The sequence below is a fragment of the Arthrobacter sp. SLBN-100 genome, assembly GCF_006715305.1.
In the GTDB taxonomy this organism is placed as follows: domain Bacteria; phylum Actinomycetota; class Actinomycetes; order Actinomycetales; family Micrococcaceae; genus Arthrobacter.
Map to the genome: position 1 here is coordinate 4,463,377 of NZ_VFMY01000001.1, position 13,187 is coordinate 4,476,563.

Here is a 13,187-nt window from a genome sequence, read left to right on the forward strand (position 1 = left end):
CGCATCGAAAGGTAGCAATGACCCCGTCTTCACCGGTCTTCCGCGTTGCTTGGACGACGGTATCAGCGGCAGTCCTGGCCATCACCTTGGGCCTCTTCCCGGGCGGCCCGGCAACCGCGGATTCCTCGGAACCCACGCCCGTGTCCACAACATCTCCTGACGGGTGCCTTGTGGTTTGTTGGTCCGGCCCGGCAGACGACCCGCAATCTGCCGAGCCTTCACGGACCCGGAAGCCCAAGGAAATCGAAAGCCCGACTACTCCGCCCGCGGACCCTGCGCCGGCGCCTCCGGAGCAGTCCGCACCTTCGGTTGCGCCTCCTGCCATGACGGAGCCCGTACCCGGCGCCCTGTCCGCCGAACCCGAAGATTCAGCCGGTCCTACCGCTTCGGCCACCGGATACGCTGGTTCCCCGCCGCCCACCGGCACCTCAAGCGGACAGGACTGGAACACGCCCGTCACCAGGTCCGCCCAAGCCAGCCGGGTGGCCGCTGTCACCCCGGGCCGTGATTCAGGTTCCAGCAATTCTGGCCTCCTGCCCATCATCGGCGGTGTCCTGCTGCTGGGCGCCGCGGGTGCTTCCTTCATCTGGTGGGGCAGGAACCGGTTCCGGGCCGGAGCCCACTGACCTGCCTTGATGGCAAGATAGGTCTGTGAGTAGAGGACCAGGCCCCGCAGAACAGGCCGCCACCCGCACCACCGAATCCGTCGAGCCGGAAGCAACCCCCACTGAATCAGTGCGCGAGGAATACGAGAACCTCGTGGACCTCGTCCGGAAATACAGGTTTGCCTATTACCAGGAAGACACGCCCCTGGTCTCCGACGCCGAATTCGATGAACTGTTCCGTCGGCTGGAGGAAATCGAGGCACTCCACCCGGAACTGGTGGCCAACGATTCGCCAACCCAGGAAGTGGGCGGGGAAGTCTCCGCCGCCTTCGCCGCCGTGGAGCACCTGCAGCGGATGTACAGCCTCGAGGATGTTTTTTCCCTCGAGGAACTCGAAGCCTGGCTCACCAAAGCGTCAGCCGGCATCGAGAAGTTGGGTGACGGAACGCATCAGCCGGGCTGGCTGACTGAACTGAAGATTGATGGACTCGCCGTCAACCTGCTGTACCGGGATGGCAAACTGGTGCGGGCAGCCACCCGCGGTGACGGCACTACGGGCGAGGACATTACGCACAACGTCCTCACGATCAAGGAAATCCCGCAGGAACTGAGCGGGGAGGGGTTTCCGGCGGAGATGGAGATCCGGGGTGAGGTGTTCATCCCCTCGCAGGCCTTCGCCGAGTTCAACGAAGCGCTGATTGAAGCAGGAAAAGCGCCCCTGGCCAACCCCCGCAACGCGGCAGCGGGCTCACTGCGCCAGAAGGACCCGGCGGAAACAGCCAAGCGGCCCTTGAAGATGTTTGTCCACGGCATCGGTGCCCGGGAGGGGCTCCAGGCGCGCAGCCAGTCCGAAACCTACGCCTTGCTGAAGGACTGGGGGCTGCCGGTCAGCCCCTATTCCGAAGTGCTGGACAGCCTGGACGATGTCCTTGACTTCATCAAGCGGTACGGGGACAAACGCCACAAACTGCTGCACGAAATTGACGGCATCGTGGTCAAGGTGGACGACTTCGCCACCCAGCGGGCCCTTGGCTACACCACCCGAGTGCCGCGGTGGGCCGTCGCCTACAAATACCCGCCCGAGGAGGTCCACACCAAGCTCCTGGACATCCAGGTCAACGTGGGCCGCACCGGACGTGTCACGCCCTTCGGGATGATGGAGCCCGTCAAGGTGGCCGGGTCCACTGTGGAAATGGCTACCCTGCACAACCAGGACGTGGTGAAGGCCAAGGGCGTGAAGATCGGCGACATCGTCATCCTGCGCAAGGCCGGCGACGTCATCCCGGAAATCGTGGGGCCGGTCCTGGCCCTGCGCGACCAGCAGGATCCGCCGGTCCGCGACTTCGTGATGCCCACCGATTGCCCTTCCTGCGGCACGCCCCTGGCCCCGGCCAAGGAGGGCGACGTGGATATCCGCTGCCCCAACTCAAAATCCTGCCCTTCACAGTTGCGGGAGCGGGTGTTCCACCTTGCCGGGCGTGGTGCCTTCGACATCGAGGCCCTCGGCTGGGAAGCAGCCATCGCCCTGACCCAGCCGGCAGAACCTGACGTTCCGCCGTTGACCACGGAAGCGGCCCTGTTCGACCTCACCCCGGAAATGCTCGCCGATGTCCGCATCAGGCGTGAAAAGCGCACCAAGGGTGTGCCCGCCGGGGAGTTTGAACTGGTGCCTTACTTCTACAGCAAGGGCACGGCGAAGTCCCCTTCCAAACCCACGGCCAGCACGGAGAAGCTGTTCCGGGAGCTGGAGAAGGCGAAGACCCAGCCGCTGTGGCGGGTGCTGGTGGCGCTGTCCATCCGGCACGTGGGCCCGCGGGCTTCCCGCGCCCTGGCCACCGCCTTTGGCAGCATGGACGCCATCCGCAAGGCTTCCGAGGATGACCTCGCCCACGTGGACGGGGTGGGCCCCACCATCGCAGCCGCCCTCAAGGAGTGGTTTGCCGAGGACTGGCACGTCGACATCGTCAACCGCTGGGCCGCGGCCGGGGTCCGCATGGAAGACGAGCGGGATGAGTCCATGCCGCGGACCCTCGAAGGACTGACTGTGGTGGTGACGGGCTCACTGCCGAACTTTAGCCGGGACGAGGCGAAGGAAGCCATCCTGCTCCGCGGCGGCAAGGCAGCAGGTTCCGTCTCCAAAAACACCAGCTACGTGGTGGCCGGCGAAAACGCCGGAACCAAGCTGGACAAGGCCGAACAGCTGGGCGTACCCGTGCTGGACGAGGACGGCTTCCGGCAGTTGCTGGCCGGCGGCCCCGCAGCACTGGAAGACGGCGCTGGTTCTGCGACAGAACCGGCAGAAGCGGAGGCAAGCCGGTGACCGCCGTGACTGAATTGCTGGATGTGGCCAGGCAGGCCGCGGCCGCCGGCGCCAGGGTCCTCGCCGGCCGGAACGCTGACGCGCTCCAGGCCAGCAACAAGGGCGACGCCGGCGATTGGGTCACCGCCTTCGACGTGGCCGCGGAGAACGCGGTCCGGGATGTCATCGCGGCCGCGCGGCCCGGGGACAGCATCACCGGCGAGGAGCACGGCACCACCAGGCCGGCCGACCCTACCGGCTACCGCTGGTCCATTGACCCGCTGGACGGCACCACCAATTTCATCCGCAACATCGTCTACTACGGCACCTCCGTGGCGGTGGCGGACGCCAGCGGCGCCTGGCTGGCCGGCGTCGTTAACGCCCCTGCGCTGGGCCGCATCTACTATGCTGCCCGCGGCCAGGGTGCCTGGCTGGAAGAAGCCGGCACCCTGACCCGGCTGGAAGGGCCTGTGCCGGGCCGCAAGGGGCAGATCCTTGCCACCGGCTTCAACTACGATCCGCTGGTCCGCACCGAGCAGGCCGCACAGTTCGCCGGGCTGCTGGAGGGATTCGCCGACGTCCGCCGGCTGGGGTCCGCCGCGCTGGACCTGTGCATGGTGGCGGACGGGACGCACGACGCCTTTGGGGAGCGCGGGCTCAACGAGCATGACTTCTCCGCCGGTGCCCTGATCGCGGAGGAAGCCGGCTGCTGGGTCCGCCGCCCCCGGCTGACCAGCCCGCTGGATGGCGGACCCACCGACCAGGAGCGCCTGGACGCCTGGACCTGCGCAGCCAGCCTGGAGCTGTCCGGCAAATTTCCGCTCTGACTGCAAGTTTTCGCCGTGACTGCCCGTCCCACCCTGACTGATAGTTCAGTCACGAAAAGCGCACAATCAGCCGGTGTTACCGGCTGGTACCACTACCATTGATGGGTGCATCAGCAGATAACCGTCCGTCCCGCCGTCGAATCCGATTTCGACGCCGTTGCCCGCATCACCAGGGATTCCTACCTGGCCGCCGGGTACTTCGACGACGCCGACCACCCCTACATGCGCAAGGTCCAGGACGTTGCGCAGCGCGCCGGCCAGGCCACCGTCTGGGTGGCGGAGCGGGCCGGAAACGTGGTGGGTTCGGTCACCCTGGCTTTGGCCGGCGAGCCCTACGCGGACATCGCACTGCGGGACGAGCTGGAGTTCCGCATGCTGGTGGTGGACCCGGCCGTGCAGCGCAGCGGCGCAGGCAAAGCCATGATGGCCGCCATCGTGGACCACGCCAGGGCACTGGCCGGGGTCAATGCCGTGTCGCTGACCACCGGAAGCACCTGGAAAAGCGCCCGCGGACTGTACAACAAAACCGGCTTCGCGCGGGTGCCGGACAGGGACTGGTTCGTCCCCGGAACTGACATAAAACTGCTGGTTTACCGGCTCGACCTGTAGCCGCCCTAAAGTGGTGCCGACTCATTCCAGCTTTGAAAGGCCCACCATGCGCAAAACCTTCGGAACCGGCTCCGTCTGGGAACAGACCCTCGGCTACTCGCGGGCCGTCCAGGTGGACAACACCCTGTACATTTCCGCCACCGCGGCCAGCGGCGAGGACGGCATCGTGGGGAACGACTTCTACTCCCAGACCCAGTTCATCCTGCAGAAGCTCGGGAAGGTCCTCGCCGACGCCGGCTTCAGCTTCGAGGATGTGGTCCAGTCCAAGCTGTACCTGACGGACATCAGCCAGTGGGAAGAAGCCGGACGTGCCCACGGTGAGGTATTCGGCGAGATCCGGCCCACCCTGTCCCTGGTGCACGTGCTGCCGTTCCTGGACCCGGAAATGCTCGTTGAAATCGAGCTCGTGGCCCAGAAGAGCGCCAGCTAGTTTCCGTTCCGGGTTCCTGAGGTCAGGTAGCCGGCAGGCCGTAGCGGTGCTCCGGCCTGCCGGTGGTCCCGTACCGCAGCTGGATGTCCACTGCGCCGTCGTCAGCCAGTGAGGACAGGTACCGTTGCGCCGTCGCCCGGGATACCCCCACCCGGCTTGCCACCTCCGCCGCCGAATACTGCTCGCCGGGAACCAGGGACTCCAGGACAGCCGCCTCCGTGGCCGAGCGCGGCCTGGACGACGGCGTGACATCGCCGGGTATCAGCGCCCGCTTGGCCCGCTCCACCGCGTCCTGGTCCAGCGCGCCCGCTTGGGACAGCAGGCGCCGGTACCGCGCGTACGACCGAAGCTGCTGCGACAGGGAATCGGCCGTAAACGGCTTCAGCAGGTAGCCCAGCGCACCGCGGCGGAACGCCACCCGGAGGGAGGCGGCGTCGGAAGCGGCGCTGAGGATCACGGTGTCCACATCCAGCTGCTGGAGCAGGTCCAGCCCGGACGCATCAGGCAGGTAGACGTCCAGCAGTACCAGGTCCGGCCGCAGGCTGTGGATGGCCTGCAGCGCGAGCGACGCCGTCCCCACCGGGGCCAGCGCCAGGAACCCCGCCACGGAATCCACATAGGCGGCGTGCAGCTTGGCCACGTGGAAGTCGTCATCCACGATCAGCACCCGAAAATCATCAGCCATGGTGGTCCTTTCCAGCTGCATCTTGAGACGCTGCATCATTGAGCTGGGAATCCTTGGCTCCCGCAGTGGTGCCGGGGAGCGTTGCCATAAAAACAGCCCCGGGACCTCCAGGCGTGCCGGCATCCAGCACCTTGACGTCACCGCCGCGGCGCCTGGCCAGCTGACGGGCCAGCGCCAGCCCGAGCCCCTGGCCCCCGCCGGCACGGTTGTTTCTGGAAAGCGCGCCGGAAGCCGTGGTGAAGCCTTCGGCAAAAACCGCCTCCGCGGCCGTTCCCTCCGCCAGCCCGTCTCCGGAGTCGGCCACCACCACATGGAGGGTACCGCCGTCGTCACCCGGCTCATCCAGCACCTCCACCTCAACCCACCGGTCCGCAGCTGTTCCGGCCACCGCGGCGTTGACGGCATTGTCGATCAAATTGCCCAGCACGGTGGTGACGTCCTGGGCATCGGTGACCTGCCCGTGGACCAGTGTTTCGGGCCCGATCCGCAAGGCGACCCCGCGCTCGTCGGCCTCCACGCCCTTGGCGCCAACAAAGGCCTGCAGGTAGGGGTCCTGCAGCAGCTCGGCCTGGTCCACCGGAAACTTCAGCGGCCCGGTCGCGGCCAACCGGGCCAGGTACTCGCGGGCCTGCTGGTGCTGCCCCATGCTCATGAACCCCGCGATGGTGTGCAGCTGGTTGGCGAACTCGTGCCGCTGCGCCCGCAATGCCGTGGACATGGTGCCCACGGCGTCCAGCTGCCGGGTGAGCTGCTGCAGCTCTGTGCGGTCACGGAGCATCACCACCCAGCCCAGGTCCTCCCGCCGGTGAAGGGCCTTGCGCGCATTGGCCACCAGCACCCGGCCGCCCGCCACCAGTTCAATGGCGGAAGCGTCGCCGGAGCCGGGCCGGGTCAGGGATTTCAGCAGGTCCGGTACGGGTGCGCCCTCCCAGTGTGTTCCGGCGAGGTCGCCCAGCCCCAGCAGGCGCTGCGCCGCGGCGTTGAAGACGGTGATCCGGCCGTCGGCGGAAACGCCGATCACGCCGTCGTCCACACCCTGCAGGACCGCCACCTGGTCATGGACCAGGGAGCTGATCTCTTCCGGCTCCAGTCCCCAGGTGAGGCGCTGCAGGCGGCGGCGCAGCAGGAAGGACCCCAGGATGCCGGCAAGCAGCGCGCCGGTGGCCGTCAGGGCAACCGGGCCGATGTCCCGTTCCACGCTCTGGCCCACGGTCTCCATTGAATAGCCCACGCTGACCTCGCCCACCACGGTGCTGCTGCCGGGGGCGTAGATGGGCACTTTCGCGCCTGCCGACGGGCCAAGGGTTCCCGTGTTCCGCGTGGTGACCTCCTGGCCGGCAAGGGCCTCGGACGGATCGGTGCTCACCCTTTCCCCGAGCCGCTGCGGATCCGGATGGGCCAGCCGCAGGCCGGTTTCGTCGGTAATGACCACAAACAGGGCACCCGTCCGGGCCCGTACTGCTTCCGCCGATGCCATCAGCGGCCCGGCAGCGAGTTCGGAGGCCGGAGGAGTGCCGGGTTGTTCACTGATGGCCAGCACGTCGGCCCGCACGGACGGATCCGAGGCCACCGTCCGGGCCAGGGTCAGTGCCTGGTTCTCCGCCTCGCGGCCCACCCGGTCATAGGTCAGCCAGGCATGCACTGCGGCGCTGAGCAGAACCACCAAAAGCACCACCGCCAGCTGCAGAAGCAGCGTCTGGGTGGAGAACCGCAGCGGCGCGCGGGGATCGGAACGCAGCATGATCCTCCTCGATCCAGATGGGTAACGGGGCCCGCTAAGCCCGTGAGCACAATGAGCTAAATGCTCGCAATAAGCAGTATGCCAATCAATTGAGCCAAAGGCACTGCCGTGACGCCGGCCACCCTAAAGTCTGTAGCACGCGTCACACCGCTGTGCCGCTGTTCACAAAGAAGGAGCCCAGCCGTGCTGGTATTACTTGGATTCGCCATGATCGCGGTATTCATGGTGCTGATCATGACGAAGAAGTTGACGCCAGTGCTGGCGTTGATCATCGTCCCAACAGTTTTTGGTCTTTTCGCCGGCGCCGGCCTGGGCATTGGCGACATGGTGATGGACTCGATGAAGTCGATGACCTCCACCGCCGCCCTGCTGATGTTCGCCATCATCTACTTCGGCCTGATGATCGACGTCGGACTGTTCGACCCGCTGGTCCGGTTCATCCTGCGCAAGCTCGGCAATGACCCCGCCAAGGTGGTCCTGGGCACCGCCCTGCTGGCCGCAGCAGTCTCCCTCGACGGCGACGGCTCCACCACCTTTATCCTCACCACTGCTGCCATGCTGCCGATCTACCTCCGGCTGAAGATGAGCCCAGTGGTCCTCACCTGCGTGGCCGGCCTGGCCAACGGCACCATGAACATCGTCCCCTGGGGCGGCCCCACCGCCCGCGCCGCCAGTGCCCTGAAGATCGACGTCAACGAGGTCTTCGTCCCCATGATCCCGTCCCTGGCCGCCGGCCTGGCCGTCGTCCTGGTCTTCGCCTGGGTCCTCGGACTGCAGGAGCGCAACCGCCTCCGTGCCACACAGCCTGAAATCTGGGGCGTCCCCGATACTGCCGAAGGGTTCGACGGCGGCACTCCCGCCGGCGGTTCCGGAACCGGCCGCGGACGCAAGGGGACCGGCCCCGCCGGAGCAGCCCCCGCCGTCGGAGGTTCCGGCGTAGCTGTGCTGGAGCGCACGGAAGCCCTGGTGGATGAGAATGACACCGCCATGGCGGACACCGCGCTGGATCCCAACCGCAAGACCCTGCGCCCCAAGCTGCAGTGGTTCAACCTGGCCCTCACCGTGGCCGTGATGGGCATGCTCATCGCCGACCTCGTGCCCCTGCCGTATGTCTTTATGGTCGGTTCGGCCATCGCCCTGCTGGTGAACTTCCCCCACGTCAAGGACCAGGCCACACAGATCGTGGCCCACGCGCCGTCGATCGTTGCGGTGGTCAGCATGGTTATGGCTGCCGCAGTCCTGACGGGCGTCCTGAAGGGCACGGGCATGGTGGAAGCGATGTCGGCATGGCTGGTGCAGATCATCCCGTCCAACATGGGTCCGCTGATGGCGGTCATCACCGGCCTCCTGAGCATCCCCATGACGTTCTTCATGAGCAACGACGCCTTCTACTTCGGGGTGCTTCCCGTCCTGAGCGAGACTGCTGCGCACTACGGCATCAGCGGCGCCGAGATGGCGCGCGCTTCCATCACCGGGCAGCCGTTCCACATGCAGAGCCCGCTGGTTCCCGCCATCCTGCTCCTGGTATCGCTGGCCAAGGTCGACCTCGGCGACCACCACAAGAAAGTGCTGTGGCGCGCAGCAGTGGTTTCGCTGGTCATGCTGGGAATTGGCATGCTGACTGGAGCCATTGGAATCGGTTAGTCTGTACCTGCCGCGTGTTGCCCCTGATGGGCTGTACCACGGCATGAAGGTGCCCGTCTGACGCCCGCTGGGGGCCGTCAGACGGGCATCTCCGTTTCCCCACTAGAATGGACCGGAAATCAATTCAAACTTTGCAGGGGAGATCCATGGCTGCGATCAACCGTGACGACGTTGCGCACCTCGCGCGGCTCGCTCACATCGAGATGAGTGCCCAAGAGCTGGACAGGATGGCCGGAGAACTCGCCGTCATCGTTGATTCGGTCAAATCAGTCAGTGAAGCCGCCGGCGACGACGTCCCGGCCACGTCCCACCCCATCCCGCTCACCAACGTCTTCCGCGAGGACGTTGTGGGGCACACCTTTACGGCCGAACAGGCACTCTCCGGTGCACCGGACTCCGATGACAACCGTTTCAAGGTCCCGGCAATCCTGGATGAGGCATAATCATGACTGACAATAACGAACTCATCCGCCTCTCCGCCGCTGAGCTGGCCGAAAAGCTGGCCGCGGGCGAGGTGACCTCCGTCGAGGTCACGCAGGCGTACCTGGACCGGATCGCCGCAGTTGACGGCGGCGAACGCGGCGTCAACGCCTTCCTGCACGTTAACGCCGAAGAAGCGCTCGCTGTCGCCGCCGAGGTGGACGCCATCCGCGCCGCCGGCGGCGCCGAAGCTGAAGCCCTGCATGTGCTGGCCGGGGTGCCCATCGCGGTGAAGGACCTCATCGTCACGGTGGGCCAGCCCACCACCGCGGGATCGAAGATCCTCGAGGGCTGGCACAGCCCCTACGACGCCACCGTCGTGGAGCGGCTGCGCGCCGCCAAAATGCCCATCCTGGGCAAGACCAACCTGGACGAGTTCGCCATGGGCTCCTCCACCGAGCACTCCGCCTACGGGCCCACCCGCAACCCCTGGGACCTGGACCGGATTCCGGGCGGCTCGGGCGGCGGGTCCGCTGCCGCCGTCGCCGCGTTTGAGGCCCCGCTCGCCCTCGGCACCGACACCGGCGGGTCCATCCGCCAGCCCGGCGCCGTCACCGGCACCGTGGGGGTAAAACCCACCTACGGCAGCGTCTCCCGCTACGGCGCGATTGCCATGGCGTCCTCCCTGGACCAGATCGGTCCCGTGTCGCGGACCGTCCTGGACTCGGCCCTCCTGCACCAGGTCATCGGCGGGCACGATCCCCGCGACTCCACCTCGCTGCCGGACCCGCTCGCCGACCTCGTCGCCGCGGCGAAAACCGGCAACGTTGAAGGCCTGCGGATCGGCATCATCAGGGAACTCCACGGCGAGGGCTACCAGGCCGGCGTCGAAAACCGCTTCAACGATGCCCTGGAGCTCCTCAAGGAAGCCGGAGCGGAAATCGTCGAGGTCTCCTGCCCCAACTTCCAGTACGCCCTGGGCGCCTACTACCTGATCATGCCCTCCGAGGCTTCCTCCAACCTCGCCAAGTTCGACGGCGTCCGGTACGGCCTGCGGGTCCTCCCCGAAGAGGGCCCCATGACCATCGAACGCGTTATGGGTGCCACCCGTGCCGCCGGCTTCGGCGATGAGGTCAAACGGCGCATCATCCTGGGCACCTACGCACTGTCCGCCGGTTACTACGACGCTTACTATGGCTCCGCCCAGAAGGTCCGCACCCTGGTCCAGCGCGACTTCGAGGCCGCCTTCACCGTGGCGGACGTCCTGATTTCGCCCACGGCCCCCACCACCGCTTTCCGCCTCGGCGAGAAGCTGGACGATCCTCTCGCGATGTACCTGAACGACGTCGCCACCATCCCGGCAAACCTGGCCGGCGTGCCGGGCCTGTCCCTGCCGGGCGGCCTTGCCGACGAGGACGGTCTCCCCGTGGGCATCCAGCTGCTGGCCCCGGCCCGCGAGGACGCCCGCCTGTACCGCGTGGGCGCCGTGCTGGAGTCCCTGCTCGAGGCGAAGTGGGGCGGGCCGCTGCTGGCCCAGGCCCCGGCGCTGGCCACCTCGGTGGTTGAGCCTGTCGAAACCCTTGTTGGAAGCCAGGAGGCAAAATAATGAACACTGACGCAATCCTGAGCTTCGAAGAGGCCATGGAGAAGTACGATCCCGTCCTGGGGTTCGAGGTCCACGTGGAGCTCAACACCAAGACCAAGATGTTCTCCTCCGCCCCGAACGTCTTCGGTGATGAGCCGAACACCAACGTCAACGAAGTGGACCTGGGGATGCCCGGCGTCCTGCCCGTGGTGAACAAGGCTGCGATCGAGTCATCGATCAAGATCGGCCTTGCGCTTAACTGCAAGATCGCCGAGTCCTGCCGCTTCGCCCGGAAGAACTACTTCTACCCGGACACCCCCAAGAACTTCCAGACGTCCCAGTACGACGAACCCATTGCCTACGACGGCTACCTGGACATCGAACTGTCCGACGGCACCGTGTTCCGGGTGGAGATCGAGCGCGCGCACATGGAGGAGGACGCCGGAAAGCTGACCCACATGGGCGGTGCCACCGGCCGCATCCAGGGCGCCGACTTCTCGCTCGTGGACTACAACCGCGCAGGCGTGCCGCTGGTGGAGATCGTCACCAAGCCCATCGAGGGTGCCGGTTCCCGCGCGCCTGAACTGGCCAAGGCCTACGTGGCGGCGGTCAGGGAAATCGTGAAGAACTTAGGCGTGTCCGACGCGAAGATGGAGCGAGGCAACGTCCGCTGCGACGCCAACGTCTCGCTCCGCCCGCACGGCCGGGAACGGTTCGGCATCCGGTCCGAGACCAAGAACGTGAACTCGCTGCGCGCCGTCGAACACGCGGTCCGTTACGAAATCCAGCGGCATGCTGCCGTGCTGGACTCCGGTGCGCCCGTCACCCAGGAAACCCGCCACTGGCATGAGGACACCCGCACCACCACGTCCGGCCGGGCCAAGTCGGACGCCGACGACTACCGCTACTTCCCCGAGCCGGACCTGGTCCCCGTGGTGCCGGCCCGCGAATGGGTGGAGGAGCTCCGCGCCACGCTGCCCGAACCGCCGGCCGCCCGCCGCAAGCGCCTCCAGGCTGACTGGGGCTACTCGGACCTCGAATTCCGCGACGTAGTCAACGCCGGCGTTATGGATGAGATCGAGGAAACCATCGCCGCCGGCGCTTCGGCTTCTGTCGCGCGCAAGTGGTGGATGGGTGAGATCGTGGGCCGGGCCAAGAATGCCGATGTGGATCCCGGCCAGCTCGGTGTCCAGCCGGCCACCATCGTGGAGCTCGCCCGCATGGTGGAGGAAGGCAAGATCAACAACAAGATGGCCTCTGAGGTGCTGGACGGCGTCCTCGCCGGCGAAGGCAGCCCCGCGGAGATCGTGGAGAAGCGCGGCTTGGCTGTGGTCTCTGACGACGGGCCCCTGCTCGAAGCCATCGATGCCGCCCTGGCCGCGCAGCCGGGCGTCGCGGACAAGATCCGCGGCGGCAAGGTCCAGGCCGTCGGTGCCATCGTGGGCGGAGTCATGAAGGCCACCCGCGGCCAGGCCGACGCCGGCCGGGTCCGGGAGCTGATCCTGGAGAAACTGGGCGTCACCGTCTAGCCCTCCCACCGGCGACTGGGTCGCAGTTAGCGTCGTTCTGAGCGTTCATAACGGCACCTGCTGCGACCCGGTTGCGGTTTAAGTAGTACTCGGTTCCCACATGGCGCGAACTACTCGTGTGCAGCCGTGCATCCCGGCCCTACACTGAAGCTCCAGGGCGCCGGTCACAGGGACAAGCAGGCCCTGCTGTTGCTGTGGGAGGTAGGTTTCATGTTGGTTAGGGACCCGTTCAAGATCCGCAAGACCATGCTCGCCGGGGCGGTGGCACTCGCGCTGACGGGCACCGGCGTGGCCATCGCCTGGGCCGCTGACCCGCCCTCGCCGTCCCCGTCATCATCGGCGCCGGGGAATTCAGAGAAGGGCCCGGGACACAACAAGCCGGACAAGGCCCAGCGCCCGCAGCACCTTCACGGCGAGAGCGTGGTGAAGAAGGCGGACGGCACCTACCAAGCCGTCCTCGAGCAGCGCGGCACCGTGGAGGCCGTCAGCGATACCTCGATCACGGTCAAGAGCGAGGACGGCTACTCCCAGACGTACGCCGTTAACGCGGACACAAAAATCCACAAGGCTCCGGCCGCAGCGCCGGAAAGCTCCCCGGGAACGGACGACGGCGGCAAGCGGGTTAAGCCGTCCGATGGAACCATTGCGGATATCGCCACCGGCGACGCCGTCCGGATCTCCGGGGTGAAGAACGGGGACCAGGCCACGGCTGAGCGGATCGCGGAGGGCGGTGGCGACGGCCCCGGGCTTGGATTGGGCCGCGGCAACGGCCACGGTCACAGTAAGGGACGCTTCAAGTAGCGGCCAACCAGG

At 66.7% G+C, this 13,187-nt stretch carries 12 protein-coding genes; 10 read left to right on the forward strand and 2 right to left on the reverse strand.

Annotated elements, in window-relative coordinates; all coding sequences use genetic code 11:
* The first annotated feature begins 323 nt into the window (after positions 1–323).
* The 5 genes from FBY31_RS20485 to FBY31_RS20505 all read left to right on the forward strand — a co-directional run bounded on the left by FBY31_RS20485 (position 324) and on the right by FBY31_RS20505 (position 4,770).
* A complete protein-coding gene (locus FBY31_RS20485; RefSeq protein ID WP_142044648.1) occupies positions 324–626 on the forward strand; it encodes a hypothetical protein in 303 nt (100 codons plus the stop codon).
* Between the two features lie 25 nt (positions 627–651).
* Entirely contained in the window at positions 652–2,925 is a 2,274-nt protein-coding gene (gene ligA, locus FBY31_RS20490; RefSeq protein ID WP_142044650.1) for an NAD-dependent DNA ligase LigA, read from the forward strand.
* On the forward strand, positions 2,922–3,731 hold the full coding sequence (locus FBY31_RS20495; RefSeq protein WP_142044652.1) for an inositol monophosphatase family protein: 810 nt from the start codon (positions 2,922–2,924) through the stop codon (positions 3,729–3,731). Before ligA ends, FBY31_RS20495 begins: the two co-directional genes overlap by 4 nt.
* Positions 3,732–3,836: 105 nt before the next feature.
* A complete protein-coding gene (locus FBY31_RS20500; RefSeq protein WP_142044654.1) occupies positions 3,837–4,340 on the forward strand; it encodes a GNAT family N-acetyltransferase in 504 nt (167 codons plus the stop codon).
* 46 nt (positions 4,341–4,386) lie between these two features.
* A complete protein-coding gene (locus FBY31_RS20505) occupies positions 4,387–4,770 on the forward strand; it encodes a RidA family protein (RefSeq protein ID WP_142044656.1) in 384 nt (127 codons plus the stop codon).
* 22 nt (positions 4,771–4,792) lie between these two features.
* Here FBY31_RS20505 and FBY31_RS20510 read toward each other — a convergent pair whose 3' ends face one another.
* Positions 4,793–5,455, reverse strand: coding sequence for a response regulator (locus tag FBY31_RS20510; protein ID WP_142044658.1), 663 nt, complete (start codon positions 5,453–5,455; stop codon positions 4,793–4,795).
* Complete coding sequence (locus FBY31_RS20515) at positions 5,448–7,196, reverse strand: sensor histidine kinase (RefSeq protein ID WP_200833421.1); 1,749 nt, start codon at positions 7,194–7,196, stop codon at positions 5,448–5,450. Before FBY31_RS20515 ends, FBY31_RS20510 begins: the two co-directional genes overlap by 8 nt.
* Positions 7,197–7,379: 183 nt before the next feature.
* Here FBY31_RS20515 and FBY31_RS20520 point away from each other — a divergent pair, with 183 nt between their 5' ends.
* The 5 genes from FBY31_RS20520 (at position 7,380) to FBY31_RS20540 (ending at position 13,175) form a co-directional block, all read left to right on the forward strand.
* On the forward strand, positions 7,380–8,840 hold the full coding sequence (locus FBY31_RS20520; RefSeq protein WP_142044660.1) for a CitMHS family transporter: 1,461 nt from the start codon (positions 7,380–7,382) through the stop codon (positions 8,838–8,840).
* Positions 8,841–8,986: 146 nt separating this feature from the next.
* The gene (gene gatC / locus FBY31_RS20525; protein WP_013600429.1) at positions 8,987–9,283 is read left to right on the forward strand and encodes an Asp-tRNA(Asn)/Glu-tRNA(Gln) amidotransferase subunit GatC; all 297 of its coding nucleotides are present in this window, start codon (positions 8,987–8,989) and stop codon (positions 9,281–9,283) included.
* A 2-nt stretch (positions 9,284–9,285) separates the two neighbouring features.
* Positions 9,286–10,866 (forward strand): Asp-tRNA(Asn)/Glu-tRNA(Gln) amidotransferase subunit GatA, encoded by a 1,581-nt coding sequence (gatA, locus tag FBY31_RS20530; RefSeq protein WP_142044662.1) that lies wholly within the window; start codon positions 9,286–9,288, stop codon positions 10,864–10,866.
* The gene (gene gatB / locus FBY31_RS20535) at positions 10,866–12,374 is read left to right on the forward strand and encodes an Asp-tRNA(Asn)/Glu-tRNA(Gln) amidotransferase subunit GatB (RefSeq protein ID WP_142044664.1); all 1,509 of its coding nucleotides are present in this window, start codon (positions 10,866–10,868) and stop codon (positions 12,372–12,374) included. Before gatA ends, gatB begins: the two co-directional genes overlap by 1 nt.
* A gap of 210 nt (positions 12,375–12,584) precedes the next feature.
* Positions 12,585–13,175: a DUF5666 domain-containing protein gene (locus tag FBY31_RS20540; RefSeq protein ID WP_142044666.1), complete on the forward strand. Its 591-nt coding sequence runs from the start codon at positions 12,585–12,587 to the stop codon at positions 13,173–13,175.
* The last annotated feature ends 12 nt before the right edge of the window (positions 13,176–13,187 follow it).

What these genes read in the sequence shown, in the direction of transcription:
- FBY31_RS20505 (WP_142044656.1), top strand. Translation starts at nt 4,387, where the DNA reads ATGCGCAAAACCTTCGGAACCGGCTCCGTCTGGGAACAGACCCTCGGC.
- gatB (WP_142044664.1), top strand. Translation starts at nt 10,866, where the DNA reads ATGAACACTGACGCAATCCTGAGCTTCGAAGAGGCCATGGAGAAGTAC.
- gatC (WP_013600429.1), top strand. Translation starts at nt 8,987, where the DNA reads ATGGCTGCGATCAACCGTGACGACGTTGCGCACCTCGCGCGGCTCGCT.
- FBY31_RS20485 (WP_142044648.1), top strand. Translation starts at nt 324, where the DNA reads ATGACGGAGCCCGTACCCGGCGCCCTGTCCGCCGAACCCGAAGATTCA.
- FBY31_RS20515 (WP_200833421.1), bottom strand. Translation starts at nt 7,196, where the DNA reads ATGCTGCGTTCCGATCCCCGCGCGCCGCTGCGGTTCTCCACCCAGACG.
- gatA (WP_142044662.1), top strand. Translation starts at nt 9,286, where the DNA reads ATGACTGACAATAACGAACTCATCCGCCTCTCCGCCGCTGAGCTGGCC.
- FBY31_RS20510 (WP_142044658.1), bottom strand. Translation starts at nt 5,455, where the DNA reads ATGGCTGATGATTTTCGGGTGCTGATCGTGGATGACGACTTCCACGTG.
- FBY31_RS20540 (WP_142044666.1), top strand. Translation starts at nt 12,585, where the DNA reads ATGTTGGTTAGGGACCCGTTCAAGATCCGCAAGACCATGCTCGCCGGG.